Here is a 19691-nt window from a genome sequence, read left to right as displayed (position 1 = left end):
GGAAACAAGCGGAGCGTGGGGCTTCGCCCGACACGGGGAGTACGGAACTTGAAAAAATTTGCATATCTTGCCGCCGCGGTTTCGGCGGTCACGCTTGCTTCGGCCGCGCATGCGGCACCGGCCAAGCCGATCGCGGGCCAGTATATCTGCACCTTCGACGCTGCCGTGTCCCCCGGTCAGGTGCGCGCCCAGTCGCAGCGCGCCGCCAATGGCGCGGGCGGGCAGCTGACCTTCACCTACCAGAACACGGTGCGCGGCTTTGCCGTGAAAATGCCCGCGGGGGCGAGCATGCGGGCCGATGTCGCCAACCTGCGCGCGGCCAACGCGAGCATCGCCTCGTGCGAACAGGACAAGCTGGTGACCCTGTCGGTGATGGCGCCTCCGCCGGGCAAGGGCCCGGGTGGCGGCGGCGGCGGTGACGGCGGCGATCCCACCCAGACGGTCGACTGGGGCGTCCAGACGGTCGGCTCGGGCGCGCCGGTTTCGGGTCGCAAGGCCTATGTCATCGACAGCGGTATCGATCTCGACCACCCCGACCTCAATGTCGTCGGCCCGCACTTCTATGCGGTCGGCAAGAACGCCGATGACCAGAACGGTCACGGCACCCATGTCGCGGGTACCATCGGCGCGGTCGACAATGCGATCGGCTACAAGGGCGTCGCGCCCGGTGCCCCGGTGACCTCGGTGCGCGTGCTCGATCGTCGCGGCTCGGGGTCGATCTCGGGCGTCATCGCGGGCGTCGACTGGGTCGCCGCCAACGCCAGCTCGGGCGATGTTGCCAACATGTCGCTCGGTGGCGGCGTGTCGCCGACGCTCGACGCTGCGGTCGAGGCCGCTGCGGCCGGCGGCGTGTGGATGGTTCTTGCCGCGGGCAACGAATCGATGGACGCCAGCAATACGAGCCCGGCGCGTGCCGACGGACCGCGCGTGCTGACCATCAGCGCCGTCGATTCGTCGAACAAGCTGGCAAGCTTCTCGAACTACGGGTCGGTGATCGATTATGCCGAACCGGGTGTCGGCATCGGTTCGACCTACAAGTCGGGCGGCTATGCCACGCTGTCGGGGACCTCGATGGCGGCGCCGCATGCGGCGGGCATCCTGATGACCCAGAACAGCATCAACAATGGCGGCGCCATCAACGACACCTCGGGTGACGGCACCGCCGAGCAGCTTGGCATCCGCTAGGCGCTTCGACAGTCCGAAAGGGAAGGGGCCGGTGCCGCGAGGTGCCGGCCCCTTCTCTTTTGACGCGCTTCCTGCAAGGCTCCGCGCCAAAGGAGACTCCGCATGCTTTTGACTGCCATGACCCTCGTCCTCGCCGCCGACAATCATCACGGGGCGCACCATCACGAGGACCATCACCAGGCGGTCGCGGCGCGGCTGGAGGCGCTGTCGGCGGACGTGTCGGAGGCGCGGCTGCGGGCCGACCTCGACGCCATGGTCGGGTTCGGGACGCGGCACACGCTGTCGAGCCAGACCGATCCCGAACGCGGCATCGGCGCGGCGGTGAACTGGGTGCTCCGCGAAATGGAGGCGTTCGGGCTCGAGCCGGTGCGCGTCTGCGATACCGCGACGGGGCCGCGCATTCCCGAGCCGACGCTGGTTTGCAGCGCGGTCGGGATCAAGCGGGGGACCGAGCGACCCAACGACGTGGTCATCTATACCGCGCATCTCGACAGCCGGGTCAGCGAAGTGATGAATTCCACCGACGATGCGCCGGGCGCGAACGATAGCGCATCGGGCGTCGCAGGGGGGCTGGAGGCGGCGCGGCTGCTTGCCGAGGAGCAATTCCCCGGCACGATCATCATCGCCGCGCTGGCTGGCGAGGAGCAGGGTCTAGTGGGGGCACGCATCCTCGCCGACTATGCCAAGGCGCAGGGCTGGAACGTCATCGCCAATCTCAACAACGACATGATCGGCGCCAATTGCGGTTCGGACGGCTATTGCGAACCCGACGTCATCCGCGTCTTCTCCGAAGGGCCGAGGCGGCAGGGCAATGACGCGGCGATGCGCGCGGCGATGCACCGGCTCGGCGGCGAGAATGACGCGCCGAGCCGCAACCTGTCGCGCTGGCTCGACGCGCTCGCCGACCGTATGCCGGGGATCGGGCTCGACGTGCGGCAGGTATGGCGCACCGATCGCTGGGGGCGGGGCGGCGACCATATCCGCTTTCTCGAGGCGGGCTATCCGGCGGTGCGCGTGACCGTGCCGGTCGAGGACTACGACCACCAGCACCAGGACCTGCGAACCGAGGACGGCGTCTTCTACGGCGACGTGATCGAGGAACTGGATTTCGCCTATATGGCCAAGGCGACGCGGCTCAACACGGCAGCGCTGGCCGCGCTCGCGAGCGCGCCGCCGCCGCCGATGGGGGTCGAGGCCGAGGGCGCGGTGCAGACCGACACGACGCTGCGCTGGCAGCCGGTGCCGAGCGCCGATCATTACAAGGTGACGTGGCGGCGCACCGACGCCGCCAATTGGGGCGCAGACCATCGCCGGGTCGATCCCGCCGATTGCAGCGCCGAGATGTGCGAGGTGGTGCTCGAGGGCATTCGCGTCGACGACTGGATGTTCGGGGTGGCCTCGGCGAGCACCGAGCATCTCTACAGCCCCGTCGTCTCGGCGGTCCCTGGCGGCGATTTCGCGCCCATCGTCGAAGAGCCGCGGGAATAGCGGGCTTTTCTTTTGACGGTGCCGCCCCCATCTTGGCGGCCAATGGCAAATAATCACAAGACCAACAAACCACGGCGGCCCCATCCGGGCGTGCCGTCCAAGCAACAAATTCTCGATTTCATCAGCGAGGCCGACGAAAGCGTCGGCAAGCGCGAGATCGCCAAGCATTTCCGTCTCAAGGGACAGGACAAGATCGCCCTCAAGAAGGTCCTCAAGGACATGGCCGACGAGGGGCTGATAGATCATTCGCCGGGGCGCGCCTTCCACAAGATGGGCGGCGTTCCGCGGGTCACCGTGCTGCGCGTCGTCTCGACCGAGGACGGCGAGGTTTGGGCCGAGCCCGAGCAGTGGCAGGGCGAAGGCGCCAAGCCGCGGCTGCGCGTCATCGAGCGCGGGCGCCGCTCGGCGCTTGGCGTCAATGACCGGCTGCTCGCGCGCACCGAGGAGCGCGGCAAGGGCCATGTCGCCCATGTCATGAAGAAGCTCGCCTGCTCGGCCGAAATGCTGATGGGGGTGGTGCGCAAGGAGGGCAGCCGCTTCTTCCTCGCGCCGATCGACAAGAAGCAGCGCACCGTCTTCGCGCTCACCGATCTGGGCGAGGCCGAGGTCGGCGACCTCGTGCTCGCCGAACCGGTCGGCAAGGGCCGCCGCAATCCGACCGCCAAGGTCGACGCGGTGCTCGGCGACCCGTTCGCCCCCAAGGCGTTCAGCCTGATCGCGATCCACAAATATGGCATTCGCAACCGCTTCCCCGACGAGGTGGTGGCCGAGGCCGAGAAGGTGGCCAAATGGGACCTCGGCGAGCGCGAGGACCTGACCCACCTGCCGATCGTCGCGATCGATCCTGTCGACGCGCGCGACCATGACGATGCCATCTGGGCCGAACCCGACGATGCCAAGGACAATCCGGGCGGCTACAAGGCGGTCGTCGCCATTGCCGACGTCAGCTATTACGTCCGCCCCGGCAGCGAGCTCGACCGCGAGGCCCTCAAGCGCGGCAACAGCGTCTATTTTCCCGACCGCGTCGTGCCGATGCTGCCCGAGGAATTGTCGGCCGGCATCTGTTCGCTGAAGGAGGGCGTCGACCGCGCGGCGATGGTCGCGCATATTCGCGTCGACAGCGGCGGCAACATCAAGGATTTCCGCTTCAGCCGCGCCAAGGTGCGGATCGCCGCGAACATCGCCTACGAAGACGCGCAGGCCGCGATCGACGGGGAGAAGGATCGGGTCGATCCCGGCATTGTCAAAGGTTCGCTCGAGCCGCTGTGGCAGTGCTGGAAGGTGCTGTTGCAGGCGCGCGAGGCACGCGAGCCGCTCGATCTCGACCTGCCCGAACGGCGCGTCCAGCTCGACGAGAAGGGGCGGATCATGTCGGTCGCCCCGCGCGAACGGCTCGATGCCCACCGGCTGGTCGAGGATTACATGATCCTTGCCAATGTCGCGGCGGCCAAGGCGCTCGAGAAGAAGAAGCGCCCGGTGATGTACCGCATCCACGAAACCCCCGGGCGCGAGAAGCTGGTCACGCTCAAGGACTATCTCGCCACCTTCGAGATTCCCTTCGCGCTGGGGCAGGTCGTGCTGCCCAAGACCTTCAATGCCATCCTCGAGAAGATCGGCCCCGATCACGATAACCGGATCGAGATTACCGAGCAGATCCTGCGATCGCAGATGCAGGCGCGCTACGGTCCCGAGCCGCTCGGCCATTTCGGGCTGGCACTCGGCTCCTACGCGCACTTCACCTCGCCGATCCGCCGCTATGCCGACTTGCTCGTCCACCGCAGCCTCGTCGATGCCTACGGGCTCGGCAAGGGGGGGATCAGCGCCAAGGAGGCCGAGGATTTCGCGCGCGTCGGCGAGCTCATCTCCGCGCTCGAGCGCCGCGCGATGGAGGCCGAGCGCGAGACGGTCGACCGCTATGTCGCCGCCTACCTGGCCGATCATGTCGGCCAGCTCGTTGAGGCCCGTATCACCGGGGTCCAGCCCTTCGGCTTCTTCGCCACGGTGCAAGACCTCGGGGGCGACGGGCTGGTGCTCGCCAAGACGCTGGGGCGCGAATATTTCCACTATGACGAGAAGCGACAGGCGCTGGTGGGCGAGCAGTCGAGGGACGAGTATCGCGCCGGGCAGAAGCTCAAGCTCAAGCTCGTCGAGGCCGATCCCGCCTCGGGCGCGCTGCGCTTCGAACTGCCCGAGGGCAGTTACGGAGGCGACGCGGGCGACGGGCCTCGCCGCCGGCGCGACGGACGTGGGCGCGGCGGGGGCAAGAACCGGCAGAAGGGGCGAAAACGCGGTTGACGCTCGGCGGGTCGGCGGTCAGGCTGGCCGGGAATCATCAACAGGGAGAATGCCGATGCCGCATCGTTTCCACATCACCAAGGACAAGAAGGGCGAGTATCGCGTCTCGTTCAATTACAATTCGGAAAAGATCTTCTGGACCGAGGGCTACAGCTCGAAGGCCTCGGCGAAGAATGCGATCGACTCGATCCTCAAGAACGGCCCCGGTGCCGAGGTGGTCGACGAAAGCTAGGCCGCGACCATTCGACGATGAAGAAGCCCCGGTTCGCGCCGGGGCTTTTTTCTTGGCCAGGCGGAGCGTGCGCGCCGGCGGTGCGTAGGTCGGGCAAAGGAGACATGCCATGACCCAGCTCATCCCCAACCGCAAGGTGCCCGCGCTCGACCTGCCGCTGGTGCGGGAGGGACGCTTCTCGATCCACGAGGCGCGCCCCGAATATCTCACCGGCATCGGTTTCTATCGCGGGCTGCACTGCCCGATCTGCAAGGACTGGCTCGAGCAGCTGGACGGGCTGGTCGAGGATTATGGCGCGCTCGGTGTCAGCGTGGTCGCGGTATCGATGGACGAGCCGGCGCGCGCGCGAAAGACGCGGATGGACTGGGACATCGGCCGCGTGCCGATCGCGCATGACATGAGCGAGGAGACGGCGCGCGCATGGGGCCTCTACATCTCGACCCGGCGCGAAGGGTCGGAGGAACCCGAGCGTTTCTCCGAACCCGGCCTCTTCCTCGTTCGTCCAGACGGCACGTTGTTCGGCTGTTCGGTGCAGTCGATGCCCTTCACCCGTCCCGACTGGAATGACCTGCTCGGGGGGCTGAAGTTCATCAAGGAGAAGGATTATCCGGCGCGCGGCGCGGCGACCTGAGGCCGGCAGCGATCAGAGGAGGGTGACGAGCCCGGCGAGCAGCAATGCCGCCGCCGCCGCGGGCGCGATGGGCGCGATCAGGAGCGGCAGGATGGTGAGCGAGAGCGAGACCATCCGCGTCTCCTACAGCTTGGGGAGCGTCACGCCGCGCTGCCCCATATATTTGCCGGCGCGGTCCTTGTAGCTGGTCTCGCAGCGCTCGTTGCCCTTGAGGAAGAGGAACTGGCAGGCGCCTTCGTTGGCGTAGATCTTCGCCGGCAGCGGGGTGGTGTTGGAAAATTCCAGCGTCACATGGCCCTCCCAGCCGGGCTCCAAGGGGGTGACGTTCACGATGATCCCGCAACGCGCATAGGTCGATTTGCCAAGGCAGATGACGAGCACGTCCTCGGGGATGCGGAAATATTCGACCGTACGCGCGAGCGCGAAGCTGTTGGGCGGGATGATGCAGACGTCGGTCTTCTTGTCGACGAAGCTCTGCGCCGAAAAGTCCTTCGGATCGACCACCGCCGAATCGATATTGGTGAAGATCTTGAATTCGTCGGCGACGCGCGCGTCATAGCCGTAGGAGGACAGGCCGTAGCTGATATTGCCTTCGCGGCGCTGGGCTTCGACGAAGGGTTCGATCATGCCGTGGTCCTGGCTGTGCTGCCGAATCCACTTGTCCGAGAGAATGCTCATGGATGAAGGCGTAGCGCGCTCCCGGGTCTTCGTCATCCCTGCTGATGGCGGACCCGATTTCTCCACCCCGATCGCGCATTCGCGCGCCTTATGAGAGGTTTTCCACAACTAATCTTCGACCTGTGGATGGGTCGGGTGAAGTGCCTAATGGATTTTGCTATTCAAGCGACATGGCGGAAGTGGTCCAGATAGCCGAGAGCGGGGGCTCCGGGGATGAAGCGCAGCAGGTGCTGCCGGCGAATGTCGAGGCGGAGGCCGCGCTACTGGGCGCGCTGATGATCGACAACCGGCTGGTCGAGGACGTGCAGATGCGGCTGCGGCCGGAGCATTTCTTCGAGCCGCTGCACGCGCGCATCTATGAACAGATCCTGCGCCTCACCGACCGCAACATGATCGCGACGCCGGTGACGCTGAAGCCCTTGTTCGAGGCCGACGAGGCGATGAAGGAGGTCGGGGGGCCTGCCTATCTCGCCAAGCTGACGGGCTCGGGGGCGAGCGTCATCGGCGCGCGCGACTTTGCCGCGCAGATCTACGACCTCGCGCTGCTGCGCGCGCTCGTGGGCGTGGGGCGCGACATGGTCGAGGGCGCGCTCGATACCTCGGACGACGTCGCCCCGCTCGACCAGGTCGAAGCGGCCGAGACCGCGCTCTACCGCGTCGCCGAGGAAGGCGGGGCCGAGGGCAAGGCGAAGAGCTTCGGCGATGCCTCCAAGCTGGCGCTCGACATGGCCGAAAAGGCGCTCAATTCGGGCGGGCACTTGTCGGGGGTGACGACCGGGATCGAGGGCATCAACGCCAAGATCGGCGGCATGCACAAGTCGGACTTGATCATCCTCGCGGGCCGTCCCGGGATGGGCAAGACCTCGCTCGCCACCAACATCGCCTTTGCCGCCGCGCAGCGCTGGATCCAGGACGAGCGCGACGGGATCGAAGAGAAGAAGCGGGTGGGGGCCCCGGTCGTGTTCTTCAGCCTCGAAATGTCGGCCGACCAGCTGGCGACGCGTATCCTCGCCGAGCAGTCGGGCATTTCGGGCGAGAACCTGCGCATGGGCAAGATCTCGAAGACCGAGTTCCAGAGCCTCGCACGCGCGGCGAGCGACCTGGCCAGCCTGCCGCTCTATATCGACGACACGCCGGGGCTGACGATCGCGGCGATGCGCACGCGCGCGCGGCGCCTCAAGCGCCAGAAGGGGATCGGCGCGGTGGTGGTCGATTACCTCCAGCTGCTGTCGGGCTCGGGGCGCAACTCTTCGGACAACCGCGTGCAGGAAATCTCGGAGATCTCCCGCGGCCTGAAACAGCTCGCGAAGGAACTCGACGTGCCGGTGCTGGCGCTGTCGCAGCTTAGCCGTGCGGTCGAGCAGCGCGAGGACAAGCGCCCCTTGCTTTCCGATCTTCGCGAGTCGGGCTCGATCGAGCAGGACGCCGACATGGTCTGGTTCGTTTTCCGTCCCGACTATTATGTCGCGATGAAGCAGCCGTCCGAGGACCATCCCGACTTCGCCATGTGGCAGGAAGAGATGGAGCGCGTCTACGGCACCGCCGAGCTGATCGTCGCCAAGCAGCGCCACGGCGCGACCGGGCGCGTGAAGATGCTGTTCGACAGCAAGACCACGCGCTTCACCGACGCGCCGATGGACGAGGGCTATACCGCCGAGAGGCGGGGTTAGGCCCTAGTCCTCGAGCATGACCGGATCGGCCAGCCCGGTGTCGATCTTGGCGCGGCACAGGTCGCTTTCGACACTGGTCACCGGATAAGCGCAATAGTCGGCGGCGTAGAAGGCACTGGGACGGTGGTTTCCCGAGATGCCGATGCCGCCGAAGGGCGCGGTCGAGGGGGCGCCGTTGGTCGGCTTGTTCCAATTGATCACGCCGGCGCGGCCTTCGGCCCAGAAGCGCTCATATTGTTCGGGATGCTTGGTCAGGATCGAGGCGGCGAGCCCGAAGCGGGTGTTGTTCGCCTCGGCGATCGCGGCGTCGAAATCGGGCACGCGGATCAGCTGGAGCACGGGGCCGAAGATTTCCTCGTCGAGCCGGTCGCGCGCCCCCGTCACGTCGACGATGGCGGGGCCGAGCAGCGGCTTGTCCTCGGCAAGGCGCTTGAGCTGGCGGATCGCCTTGCCCCCCTTGGCAAGCAGCGCGATATATTGCGCCTGGATGAAATCGGCGGCGTCATTGTCGATCACCGGGCCCATGAACGGCGCCGGCTTGGCGAAGGGCTCGTCGACGATGATCCGGTCGGTGAGCTTGAGAACCTTTTCGAGCAGTCGCTCATGCTTGCCGTCCTCGACGATGAGGCGGCGCGCGCAGGTGCAGCGCTGGCCCGCCGAGAGGAACGCCGACTGGACGATGATGGCCGCCGCCGCATCGAGATCGGGGAGGTCCCAGGCGATCAGCGGGTTGTTGCCCCCCGCCTCGATGGCGAGGATCTTCTGGGGCTTGTCGGCAAAGGCGCGGTGGATCAGCCGCCCGGCCTTGGCCGAACCGGTGAAGAGCAGCCCGTCGATGTCGTCGGAGGCGGCCAGCGCCTTGCCGACCTCGGGACCGCCCTGGACGCACGCGACGAGGCGTTCGTCGATGCCCGCGTCATGGAAGCACTGGGCCAGCATCTCGCCCACCGCGGGAGTCTTCTCCGAGGGTTTGAAGACAACCGCATTGCCCGCCAGCAGCGCGGGTACGATATGGCCGTTGGGCAGGTGGGCGGGGAAATTGTAGGGCCCGAGCACCGCCATCACGCCATGCGGCTTGTGGCGCACCGCGATCTTGGTGTTCATCGCGCCCTCGGCCTTGCGCGAGGGCGTGCGCTCGTTGTGCGCCGTGACCGAGATATCGACCTTGCCGATCACCGCGCCGACCTCGGTTTTGGCTTCCCAATGCGGCTTGCCGGTTTCCATCGCGATCAGCCTGGCGAGGTCGTCCTCGCGCTCGCGCACGATATTGGCGAAGCGGCGTAGCGCCTCGGTGCGATAGGCCAGCGGCTGGCGCGCCCATTCGGGCTGGGCCTCGCGCGCGGCGGCAATGGCGGCGGCGGGATCGCCTTCCTCGCCGCTCCAGATCTCTTCGCCCGAATAGGGCGTAAAACTCTTCATCGACATGCTTGGCTGGCTCGCAGCCTCGGGCGGTGCGGTCAAGGTTTTCGTTTACTCGACGCTAACCGCCATGGCCTCGCCCATGTGGCGAATCTCGGTGATCTTGGCCTCAAAAGGCTTCCAGTCGTCGCGCTCGGCAATCGCGGCCCAGCGCGCCTCGACCTCCTCGATATGCATCGAACAGGGCGCTTCGCCCGACCAGTAGGGATGGGCGAGCGCGGCCTCGTTCTCGCGGCCCTCGAGCGCCTTGGCGAGGGCCAGAAATTCCTCGCTTTCGTAGCGCTTGTCGTCACGACGCCGCCCGCCGCGCCAATCGAAGAAGACGCGGTCGATGGTCACGGTCTCGGTGGCGAGCGCGGCGACGAGCCTCTTGGCGAGCTCGCGGTCGTCGTCTTGGTGGCCGGGTCGGATGCCGAGCCGGGCAAGGAGGAGCTCGATGGTCGCCTCGTCGAAGCGGCGGCCCCAGTCGTTGAGGATCGGGTTGAGCTTGCGCTCCGAGGTGAGGAGCCCGAGGCAGCCGCCGAGCTGCGCGAGGTCCCACTGGATCGCCTCGGGCTGGCGCGCGAAGCTGTAGAGCCCTTCGCCGTCGAAATAGGCGGCGGTGAAGCGCGGGTTCCAATAGGGAGCGAAGCGCCAAGGGCCATAATCGAAGCTCTCGCCCGTGATGGCGATATTGTCGCTGTTGAGCACGCCGTGGACGAAGCCCGCCGCCATGTAGGAAGCGGCGAGCCGGGCGGTGGCGCCGGACACGAGGTCGAAGAGGCGGACGGCGGCATCCTTGTCCTGTTCGGGCGGGGTCTCGCCGTAGAGATGTTCGAGGCAGTAGCGGGTCAGCGCCGCGATCGCGGGCTTGTCGCGGTGGAAGGCGTAGCGCTGGAAGGTGCCGATGCGGATGTGACCGTGGCCGAGCCGGGTCAGCACCGAGGAACGGGTGGGCGAGGGCTCGTCCGAGCGCCACAGTGCCTCGCCGGTCTCGAACAGGGCGAAGCTCTTCGAGGTGTTGACCCCGAGCGCCTCGAGCATTTCGGTGGCGAAGATCTCGCGTACCCCGCCCTTGAGCGTGAGACGCCCGTCGCCCAGCCGGCTATAGGGGGTTTGCCCCGAGCCCTTGGTGCCGAGATCGAGCAGCCGCCCGTCGCCATCGCGCAGCTGCGCGAAGAGGAAACCGCGCCCGTCGCCGAGGTCGGGGTTGTAGCTGCGGAACTGGTGCCCGTGATAGCGCAGCGCCAGCGGACGAGGCAGGTTGCGGGGGAGCGGCTCGAAGCGCGCGAAATGCTTCTCCCATTGCGGGCGCATGAACTGGCCGAGCCCGATCGCCTTGGCCCAGCGGTGGTTGGCGAATCGCAGCTTGGCCTCGGGGAACTCGGCGGGCGCCACTTCGTCATAGAAGTCGGGTCCGAGCTCGAGGATCCGCGGATCGGGTGTATAGGCTGGCGTCTGATCCATGGCCCGGCGATAGAGAAGCCGCGAAGAAGGGGGAAGCGTGTTGGCGGAAAAAGGTCCGACGTACCGCGATCGCTATTGGAACAGCCCGGAGGGCCTCAAGCTCCACTATCGCGATTATGAGGGCCCGCTCGAAGGGCCGCCGATCCTGTGTCTCCCCGGGCTCACCCGCAACGCGCGCGATTTCGAGCCGGTCGCCGCCGCCTTCGCCGGGCGCCATCGCGTCATCGCGGTGGATTTTCGCGGGCGCGGGCTGTCCGACCATGATCCCGATCCGACCCGCTACCATCCGCCGACCTATGTCGCCGACCTGCTCAAGCTGCTCGACCAGCTGGGCATCGCCGATGCGATCTTCGTCGGCACGTCGCTCGGTGGCATCGTCACCATGCTGCTGGCCGACGAAGAGCCCGAGCGCATCGCCGCGGCGCTCCTCAACGACATCGGGCCCGAGCTGGTCGAGAGCGGTCTCGACCGGATCCGGGCCTATGTCGGCAAGGGGGTCGAAGCGGCCGACTGGGCCGAGGCGGCCGCGCTCTATCGCGCGGGGATGGGGCATATCTACCCCCGCTGGGGCGAGCCCGAATGGGATCGTTTTGCGCGGCGGATGATGCACGAGGAGGGCGGGCGGCTGACCTCGAGCTACGATCGGCGCATTGCCGACAATGTGGTCGCCGGCGCATCGCAGCCGCCGCTCGATGCCTGGCACCTGCTCGATGCGCTCAAGGATAAGCCGGTGACGATCCTGCGCGGCGAGCGCAGCGACCTGTTCAGCCAGGAAGTGGCGGGCCGGATGCTCGACCATCTCGACCACGCCGACCTCGTCAACGTTCCCGACGTCGGGCACGCGCCGAGCTTCGACGAGCCCGAATCGATCGCCGCGCTGGCCGCGCTGATCGACCGCACCCCCGACTAGCGCCGGCGCGCGCGGCGCGCGCGTACGGGCCACCGCGGCACCAGCCGTTCAGCCGATCAGTCGCTCGAGCTTGGCGCGCGCGGCCGCCGCGCTTTCCTCGGGGCTGATCGTCGACTGGAACGCGCCGTCGGCATCGATCAGGAACACATTGGCGGTGTGATCGACCTGGTAGCTGCCGCCCTCGCCCGGGGCACGGATGGCGGCGACGCCGAACTGCTCCATGACCGTCTCGATCTGCGCCCGGCTGCCGGTAAGCCCGATCACGTCGGTTCCGAACAATTCGGCATAGCGCCCGACCTCCTCGGGGCCGTCGCGTTCGGGGTCGACACTGATGAACAGGATCTCGAACGCCTCCTCGCCGCCGAGCGCCTCGCGCAGCCGCACCAGCTGGGCAAGCGTCGTCGGGCAGACGTCGGGGCAATGGGTGAAGCCGAAGAAGACCGCATGCGGACGCCCCGCGAGTTGGCGGCTCTCGAACGGCTCGCCCGCCGCATCGACGAGGGTGAAGTCCCCGCCGATCGACAGGACGGCGTCGGGATCGGGGCGGCTGGTGCTGCGCGGGGCGTCTTCGCCCGCCCGCAGCGCGAGCAGGCCATAGCCGATGGCGGCCAGCGCGACGGCAGCCCAGAGGAGGAGGCGCAGCCGACGCATCAGCGCTCGCCCGGCGCGACGACGTGGATGTCGATCTCGCGCGCGCCGGCTTTCTCGAACTGCAGGGTGAGGGTGAAGCGCTCGCCGGCGCGCAGCGGCGCGTCGAGGTCCGTCAGCATCACATGGTCGCGCTGCGGCTCGAGCGGATGGCGCTCGCCCGCCGGGAGCGCGAGCCCCTCGGCCAGCGGGACCATCCGCGCCATGCCGCCATCGATCGTGGTGCGGTGCAAGCTGGCGCTGCCGCGCTCGCTCGTCACGGCGACGAGCCGGTCGTCGCTCGGGCCCCGATTGTCGATGGCGAGATAGGCCGCGGCGCTGCCCTGCCCGGGCAGGGAGGCGCGCGCCCAGCCGTCGTCGAGAAGGATTTCGGGCGCGGCGGGTGGGGAGCAAGCGGCAAGCGCAAGCGCGGCGATGCCGGTCGGGAACAGCTGTTTCATTGGCGCCGGCTCTAGCAGCGCTGCCGCGGCGGCTCAATCATGTCGTTAGCACGGGTTTGGATCAAATTCGCCTTTCCCTTGCCGGTCATAACCCTTTAAAGGCATTGGTTTTTCACCCGCCGAGCGCTGACCATTGATCCCCTCGTCATTGCAAGATTGCCCACAATCGCACCGCCAGCAGTCCGACCGCGCGCTGGTACGGGCGATGACGATGCGCGCGCTGGGCTCGCTCAAGATCAACGTCGCCGCGCTCGCGCTGGCGGCGGCGGTGGCGACCGCGGTGCATTACGGCCCCTTGCTCGGGCTCGCGATCCTCGCCCGGGTGGCGGCGCTCCTGACCAACTACGTCCTCGGCGTCAAACTGCGTGCCGCGCTCGAGGCCGGCGACGACTATCAAAAGCCGATGGCGCGGTGGGTCCGGGGTGCCGCGCTGGCGGGCTTCAGCTGGTCGCTGCTGCTCTGGGCAGTGCCCGCGTCGGAAGTCGGGTCGCTCGGTGCCCAGGGCCTGTTCTCGATTGTCCTGCTGGGCGTCGCCAGCGCGATCAACACGGTCATCGGCGAACGCCGGGCGATCCTCTACTTCACTATTCCCTTCGCCCTCAGCGCGGGCGCCTATTTCGTGTGTCTCGCGCCGCTCGTCGGCTGGCTCCCGCTGCTCATCGCCACGCTCGGCATCGTCATCATCTTCCTGTTCGCGCTCAATCTGGAATCGCAGCATCAGCACCTCGCCGCCAGCTTTGCCGCCAATGCGATGCTCGCCCAGTCGCTGCACCAGGCCAATGTCGAATTGTCCGAGGCGCTCGAGATTGCCGACCGGCTGGCGCATTACGACCAGCTCACGGGGCTGCGCAACCGGCGATGCTTCGAACAGGAAGCGCAGGGCATGGCGTCCGCGCGGGCCGAGGACGGGCGGCGGCTCGACATGCTCCTCGTCGACGTCGATCACTTCAAGTCGCTCAACGACCGCTTCGGGCATGCGTTCGGCGACCGCGTCCTTAAACGGGTGGGCAAGGCGCTCGACGCCTTCGCCGAAGCCCATCCCGAGACCATCGCCGCGCGCATTGGCGGCGAGGAATTCGCGGTCGTGCTCGACGGGGCAGGCAGCGATGCCGAGGCGCGCCTGTACAGTGAAGACTTGCGGGCGCGGATCGAGGCGGCCTCACCCACGGCGCGCGGCAGCGACCAGCCCAGCCGCATTACCGTCTCGCTTGGCCTGACCCGCTGGCGCGTGGGCGAGACGCTCGACCAGGCGATGCGCCGCGCCGACCGCTTGCTCTATGCCGCCAAGGAGGCGGGACGCGATCGCAGCTGCAACGACTTTGATGGCAAGGCGCCCGCGCGCGTGGCGGACCGGTAGCGCCTCGCCGGTCGGCGTCGAGCGGAAGGGGGCGGGCGCGCGGGCACATTGTGCCGCCTCCCGCCTCCCGACTCCCGTATCTTGATGCAGGTTAGGAATCGGGGCCGGACTATGCTAGCCTCGCGCCGCAACCAACGAGGGGGGGGGGGGGACCCATTTCGATCAACCGCGATCTGGCCGCGCTCTCGATCGATCGCACGCCGCCCGGCCGCGTGGGCGGGGGACGGATCGATCGGTCGCTGCCTGCCCCCGGGGCGGGGGTCGGCCGGCTGCGAGGGAAGTGGAGGTCCGAGCCGGAATCGAACCGGCGTACACGGATTTGCAGTCCGCTGCGTCACCACTCCGCCATCGGACCTCGCGTGGTGAAGGCGTCCATTGGCGTAGGCGCGGGCGGCTTGTCAACGCCGATCTTTCGACGAACGACCGCACCGCGGCTTGGCGTTTGGACGCATTGCGACTAGAGAGCGGGAAGGATATGGCTGTATTAGGATGATGAGACAGTGAGTGCGACCGTGATCGACCATGATGACATGGATGCCGCCCGGCAGGCGATGATCGATAGCCAGCTTCGTCCCAATGGGGTGGTGGACAAGCTGTTGCTCGACGCGATCGGCGACGTTCGCCGCGAGCACTATCTGCCCGAAGCGCGTCGCGCCGTCGCCTATCGCGACCGGTCGATCGACCTTGGCGGGGGGCGCTTCGCCATGGCGCCGACCCCGCTGGCGCAGCTGATCGATCATGCCGCCCCCAAGCCGGGCGAGCGGGCGTTGGTGGTCGGTCCGGTGGCAGCCTATGCGGCCGCGCTGCTGACCGAAATGGGGCTCGACGCGGTGGCGCTCGACAGCGCGGCTGGCGAGGAGCCCGTGAGCGACGGCGTGACCGTGCGCAGCGGTGCGCTCGACCAGGGGGTCGCCGAACTCGCACCCTACGATCTCATTCTCGTCGTCGGCGCGATCGAACAGCTCGGCGAGGCGCTGACCGCTCAGCTTGCGCCGCACGGCCGGGTCGCCGCCCCGGTGATGGTCGATGGCGTGAGCCGGCTCGCGATCGGCTCGCGGGTCGGCGACGAGATCGCCTTCCGCAGCTTCGCGGATGCGCAGGTGCCGCGTCTCGCCTGCTTCGAGCGACCCAAGTCGTTCCAGTTCTAGACCAGCAAACAGGGGAGGTGTCGATGCGCGTCGGGTTTCTTGCTTTTGGAGCGGCGCTGGTCGCCATCGCCTGTCCTGCCGCCGCCTCGGCGCAGGATCGGGAGTCGCTGAGCGAAGCGCTGGTCGACGCCTATCGCACCAACCCGACGCTGACCGCCCAGCGCGAGGCGCTGCGCGGCACCGACGCAGGCGTGGCGCTGGCGCGTGCAGGCAGCCGCCCCACCCTGAGCGCGATCGCCGGGCTCGATCGCGAACTGTCGCGCCGCGGCGCGCTCGGCTCTCAGGCGCAGGATTTCAATCTCTCGGTCGGCGCCGACCTCAGCCTGCCGCTGTTCCAGGGCGGCCGGGTGAAGAATGACATCCGCGCCGCCAAGGCCCGCGTCGAGGCGGGGCGCGCCACGCTGCGCGCGGTCGAGGGCGATGTGTTCACGCAGGCCGTCGCCGCGTACATGGACGTGATCCGCGCGCGCGCCGTGGTCGATCTGAGCGCCAACCAGGTGGAGGTCCTCACCACCAACCTCGAGGCCACCGAGGATCGTTTCGAGATCGGCGACCTTACCCGGACCGACGTGGCGCAGTCGCAGGCGCGGCTCCAGCTGGCCCAGTCGCGGCTCGCTGGCGCGGTTGGGCAGCTCGCCGCGGCGGAGGAAATCTACCGCCAGGTGATAGGCGATGACCCGGGCGAACTCGCCCCGCCGCCGCCGCTGCCGCCGCTGCCCGAGACCCCCGAGCAGGCGGTGCGCATCGCGCTCGTGGACAATGCCGACCTCGAGGCCGCGCGCGAGCTGGCGCAGGCCGCGGGTTTCGACGTGCGCGTGGCGCGCGCGGCGCGGCTGCCGACGCTGTCGGCGGTGGGCTCGGGGACCTATGTCAACGCGCTCGGCAATGCCGGCGAAGATGTGTTCGGCTCGCCCTTCCCCAACGACGGGTCGGTGACCAGCGTCGGGCTGACCTCGCGCATCCCGCTCTATCAGGGCGGCGCACCCGCCGCGCGCGTGGCGCAGGCGCAGGCCTTCGCGGCGCAGCGGCTCGAACTGCTCGTCGCCGCCGAACGCGCGGTGATCGCCGAGGCGCGCTCGGCCTTTGCCGCCTATGAAGCCGCGCAGCGGGCGATCGAGGCCAACCAGGTCGCAGTCGAGGCCAACGAACTCGCGCTCGAAGGCGCGCGCCTCGAAAATTCAATCGGGACCCGCTCGGTGCTGTTCGTGCTCGATGCCGAGCAGGAGCTGCTCAACGCGCGGGTCGACCTGGTGACCGCCGAGCGCGATGCCTATGTCGCGGGCTTCCGCCTGCTCAACGCGATGGGACAGGCCGAGGCCGACGACCTCCAGCTCGACGGGGGCGCGCTCTACGACCCGGTCGGCGCCTATCGCGAGGTGGCCGGGCGCTGGACCGACTGGGGCGATCGCGACCTCGACGGCCCGGTCGCGACCAGCACCGCGACCCCCGAGGAGCGTCCGCAAAGCGTGACAGAGCGTCAATAATCGGTAAAGAGGGCGGGTATGGCAGGACCTAACGAGCCCTCGATGGAAGACATTCTCGCCTCGATCAAGAAGGTGATCGCGGAGGAAGACGCCCCGCGCGAACCGCAGGAACGGCGCGCCAAGCGCGCGGTGACGCTCGCGGCCGAACCCGAGGAAGAGGACGACGTTCTCGACCTTTCGAATGCGGAGGCGCCCGCCGGCGCGGGGCACGATCCCGCAGCGCCGCCCGCCGAGGCCGCCAATCTGATGGCCGAGGACGCCGCGGGCTCGACGCGCTCGCGCCTCGAGGAACTGGCGAACGTGGCGGCGAACGCACCGCCGGGCGCCAACGTCAATCCGCTCGAGGAAGTGGTCCGCGACATGCTGCGGCCGATGCTCAAGCAATGGCTCGACGAGCGGCTGCCCGGCATTGTCGACGAGCATGTGCGCCGCGAGATCAGCCGCATCACCGGTCGCAAGCTCTAGCGACCGGACCCGGTCCGGCCTGCGGGTTCCTTTTTCCGCGTTCGTTGCCGTTTCCCGTTCCGCGAGCGGGCCGGCTTGCGCAAACCGCAGGCGGCGCTAGCTTCGCGCGCATGAAAACGACTCTCGCGCTGACCGCGCTCGCCACCGTTCTCGCCGCGCCCGCGCTTGCCGCCGCGCGTCCGATGACCGCCGAAGACCTCGTCAAGCTGCACCGCGTCGGCGGGCCCTCGGTCTCGCCCGACGGGCGCATCGCGCTCATTCCCGTTTCGGTCGCCAAGGACGACCTGTCGGGGCGCAGCACCCATTATGCGCTGCACGGCCTCGCCAGCGACGTCACGGTGCCCGCGCTCTGGCTCAGCCTTGACGATTGGAGCCCGCGCGGGGCGCGCTTCGGCGGCGACGGGATGATCTGGTTCGTTTCCTCCAAGTCGGGCAGCGACCAGGTCTATCGCGTGGCGTGGGACTCGACCGAGCCGATGGCGGTGACCGACCTCGCAGCGGGCGCGATCGACGACTTCGTGCTATCGGGCGATGCCAGCAAGATGGTCGTGCTCGCCACGCGCGATCTTGGCTGCGAGGATCTTGTCTGCGCCAATGTCGAGGCGGTCGAGGCGATCGGCAACGCCAAGGCCTATGACGAGATTTTCGTGCGGCATTGGGACACGTGGCTCACCCCCGGCGAGAAGGCGCAGCTCTACGGCTTCCAGGTCGTCGATGGTCAGGCGCTGGGCACGGGGGCGCCGATCAGCGCCGCGCTGACCGGCAACACCCCCTACAAGCCCTTCGGCGGGTCGGAGCAGGTGTCGGTGTCGAATGAGGGCATCGTCTATTTCGCGCAGCGCGCGGGCGGCCCCGAAGAGCCGACCACGACCAATCTCGACATCTATGCCGCACCGGTCGATGCCAGCACCGCGCCGGTCAACCTGACGGAGGCCAATGGCGCCTATGACGCGCAACCGGTGCTGTCGCCCGACGGGCGCCACCTTGCCTATGTCGCGATGGAACGCCCCGACTACGAAAGCGACCGGCTGCGGCTGATGGTGCGCGATCTGGCGAGCGGCGACACCCGCGAGGTCTCGCCCGGCTGGGACGTCAGCATCGGTTCGATTGCCTGGGCGCCCGAGGGCGACAGCCTCTATGTGACCGTCGGCGAGGTGATGGAACGCCCGATCTATCGCGTCGATCTGGCGTCGGGCGCGCGCGAGCGGCTGACCGGCGAGGGCAGCGCGGGGGGCGTGACGCCGCTCGCAGGGGGGGATGTCCTCTTCACGATGAACGACCTCGCCGCCCCCAACGAGGTCTATCTGCTCGATGATGGCGAGATCGAGCAGCGGACCCATTTCAACCGCGAGCTGCTGGCCGAGTTCGACCCGGTGTCGTGGGAGAAATTCAGCTTCGAGGGCGCGGGCGGCGATACCGTCTGGGGCTTTTCGCTGAAGCCGGGCAATGTCGAGGAAGAGCTGCCGATCGCCTTCGTCGTGCATGGCGGTCCGCAGGGCAGCTTCGGCAACAGCTGGTCGACCCGCTGGAACCCGCGCGCGCTGAGCGCCGGGCGCTATGCGGTCGTCTCGATCGATTTCCATGGTTCGACCGGTTACGGGCAGGATTTCGTCGACAGCATCAACCAGGACTGGGGCGGCAAGCCGCTCGAGGACCTGCAGCTGGGCCTCTCGCATGCGCTCGAGCAGGACGCGCAGCTCGCGGGCGATCGCATCTGCGCGCTCGGCGCCAGCTATGGCGGCTACATGATGAACTGGATCGCGGGCAATTGGTCGGACCGGTTCGACTGCCTGATCAACCACAACGGCCTCCTCGACATGCGCAGCTTCTACTATGCGACCGAGGAATTGTGGTTCCCGCGCTGGGACATGGGCGGGAGCTACGCCGAGGCAGCTGAAACCTACGAGCGCTGGAACCCGGTCAACTATGTCGAGAATTGGCAGACGCCGATGCTCGTCGTGCTCGGGCTGAAGGACTTCCGCGTGCCCTATACGCAGGGTCTGGGCGCCTTCACCGCGCTGCAGGAGCGCGGCATTCCCTCGCGTCTCCTCGTCTTCCCCGAAGAGAACCACTGGGTGCTCAACGGCGAGAATTCGATCCGCTGGCACCATGAGGTGCACGACTGGATGGACCGCTGGACCGCGCCCGAAACCGGGCAGGCGGGCGAATAAGCGGCGGCTATAAGTGCTTGAAGG

At 67.9% G+C, this 19691-nt stretch carries 17 protein-coding genes and 1 tRNA gene; 12 read left to right on the top strand and 6 right to left on the bottom strand.

Features of this window, described 5'->3' with window-relative positions:
* The first annotated feature begins 48 nt into the window (after positions 1-48).
* The 5 genes from L8951_RS02465 (at position 49) to L8951_RS02445 (ending at position 5831) form a co-directional block, all read left to right on the top strand.
* The gene (locus L8951_RS02465) at positions 49-1185 is read left to right on the top strand and encodes a S8 family serine peptidase (RefSeq protein ID WP_244381413.1); all 1137 of its coding nucleotides are present in this window, start codon (positions 49-51) and stop codon (positions 1183-1185) included.
* A 102-nt stretch (positions 1186-1287) separates the two neighbouring features.
* Positions 1288-2673, top strand: a complete 1386-nt coding sequence (locus L8951_RS02460) for a M20/M25/M40 family metallo-hydrolase (protein WP_244381412.1) — start codon at positions 1288-1290, stop codon at positions 2671-2673.
* 42 nt (positions 2674-2715) lie between these two features.
* Positions 2716-4968 (top strand): ribonuclease R, encoded by a 2253-nt coding sequence (gene rnr / locus L8951_RS02455; RefSeq protein ID WP_244381411.1) that lies wholly within the window; start codon positions 2716-2718, stop codon positions 4966-4968.
* Between the two features lie 55 nt (positions 4969-5023).
* Entirely contained in the window at positions 5024-5200 is a 177-nt protein-coding gene (locus L8951_RS02450; RefSeq protein ID WP_244381410.1) for a YegP family protein, read from the top strand.
* 109 nt (positions 5201-5309) lie between these two features.
* Positions 5310-5831 (top strand): redoxin domain-containing protein, encoded by a 522-nt coding sequence (locus tag L8951_RS02445; protein ID WP_244381409.1) that lies wholly within the window; start codon positions 5310-5312, stop codon positions 5829-5831.
* Between the two features lie 123 nt (positions 5832-5954).
* Here the strand turns inward: L8951_RS02445 and dcd are convergent, their stop codons facing one another.
* The gene (gene dcd / locus L8951_RS02440; RefSeq protein WP_244381408.1) at positions 5955-6509 is read right to left on the bottom strand and encodes a dCTP deaminase; all 555 of its coding nucleotides are present in this window, start codon (positions 6507-6509) and stop codon (positions 5955-5957) included.
* Positions 6510-6679: 170 nt separating this feature from the next.
* Between dcd and L8951_RS02435 the strand changes: the two genes are divergently transcribed.
* Positions 6680-8179, top strand: a complete 1500-nt coding sequence (locus L8951_RS02435; protein WP_244381407.1) for a replicative DNA helicase — start codon at positions 6680-6682, stop codon at positions 8177-8179.
* A gap of 3 nt (positions 8180-8182) precedes the next feature.
* Here the strand turns inward: L8951_RS02435 and astD are convergent, their stop codons facing one another.
* Both astD and L8951_RS02425 read right to left on the bottom strand, forming a co-directional pair.
* Positions 8183-9604 carry a succinylglutamate-semialdehyde dehydrogenase gene (gene astD, locus L8951_RS02430; protein ID WP_244381406.1) on the bottom strand — a complete coding sequence of 474 codons (1422 nt, stop codon included), beginning with the start codon at positions 9602-9604 and terminating at the stop codon, positions 8183-8185.
* Between the two features lie 45 nt (positions 9605-9649).
* Positions 9650-11044, bottom strand: coding sequence for a protein adenylyltransferase SelO family protein (locus L8951_RS02425; protein ID WP_244381405.1), 1395 nt, complete (start codon positions 11042-11044; stop codon positions 9650-9652).
* Between the two features lie 37 nt (positions 11045-11081).
* On the opposite strand from L8951_RS02425, the gene L8951_RS02420 reads away from it, so the two are divergent.
* Positions 11082-11954: an alpha/beta fold hydrolase gene (locus L8951_RS02420; protein WP_244381404.1), complete on the top strand. Its 873-nt coding sequence runs from the start codon at positions 11082-11084 to the stop codon at positions 11952-11954.
* Between the two features lie 48 nt (positions 11955-12002).
* Here L8951_RS02420 and L8951_RS02415 read toward each other — a convergent pair whose 3' ends face one another.
* Together L8951_RS02415 and L8951_RS02410 are read right to left on the bottom strand one after the other, a co-directional pair.
* On the bottom strand, positions 12003-12605 hold the full coding sequence (locus L8951_RS02415; RefSeq protein WP_244381403.1) for an SCO family protein: 603 nt from the start codon (positions 12603-12605) through the stop codon (positions 12003-12005).
* Positions 12605-13042, bottom strand: coding sequence for a copper chaperone PCu(A)C (locus L8951_RS02410; protein WP_244381402.1), 438 nt, complete (start codon positions 13040-13042; stop codon positions 12605-12607). Before L8951_RS02410 ends, L8951_RS02415 begins: the two co-directional genes overlap by 1 nt.
* Positions 13043-13247: 205 nt before the next feature.
* Between L8951_RS02410 and L8951_RS02405 the strand changes: the two genes are divergently transcribed.
* A complete protein-coding gene (locus L8951_RS02405; protein WP_244381401.1) occupies positions 13248-14399 on the top strand; it encodes a GGDEF domain-containing protein in 1152 nt (383 codons plus the stop codon).
* A gap of 281 nt (positions 14400-14680) precedes the next feature.
* Here the strand turns inward: L8951_RS02405 and L8951_RS02400 are convergent.
* Positions 14681-14754, bottom strand: a tRNA-Cys gene (locus L8951_RS02400).
* A 145-nt stretch (positions 14755-14899) separates the two neighbouring features.
* On the opposite strand from L8951_RS02400, the gene L8951_RS02395 reads away from it, so the two are divergent.
* The 4 genes from L8951_RS02395 to L8951_RS02380 all read left to right on the top strand — a co-directional run bounded on the left by L8951_RS02395 (position 14900) and on the right by L8951_RS02380 (position 19667).
* Positions 14900-15547 (top strand): protein-L-isoaspartate O-methyltransferase family protein, encoded by a 648-nt coding sequence (locus L8951_RS02395; protein ID WP_244381400.1) that lies wholly within the window; start codon positions 14900-14902, stop codon positions 15545-15547.
* 23 nt (positions 15548-15570) lie between these two features.
* The gene (locus L8951_RS02390; protein ID WP_244381399.1) at positions 15571-17031 is read left to right on the top strand and encodes a TolC family outer membrane protein; all 1461 of its coding nucleotides are present in this window, start codon (positions 15571-15573) and stop codon (positions 17029-17031) included.
* A 42-nt stretch (positions 17032-17073) separates the two neighbouring features.
* Positions 17074-17496 (top strand): DUF2497 domain-containing protein, encoded by a 423-nt coding sequence (locus tag L8951_RS02385; RefSeq protein ID WP_244381398.1) that lies wholly within the window; start codon positions 17074-17076, stop codon positions 17494-17496.
* 110 nt (positions 17497-17606) lie between these two features.
* Positions 17607-19667 (top strand): S9 family peptidase, encoded by a 2061-nt coding sequence (locus tag L8951_RS02380; protein ID WP_244381397.1) that lies wholly within the window; start codon positions 17607-17609, stop codon positions 19665-19667.
* Positions 19668-19691 lie beyond the last annotated feature (24 nt).

The sequence above is a fragment of the Sphingomicrobium astaxanthinifaciens genome (genome assembly GCF_022865105.1).
Classification (GTDB): domain Bacteria; phylum Pseudomonadota; class Alphaproteobacteria; order Sphingomonadales; family Sphingomonadaceae; genus Sphingomicrobium; species Sphingomicrobium astaxanthinifaciens.
Note: the sequence above shows the minus strand (reverse complement) of the source record. Positions and strands in the feature narration are given on the sequence as shown.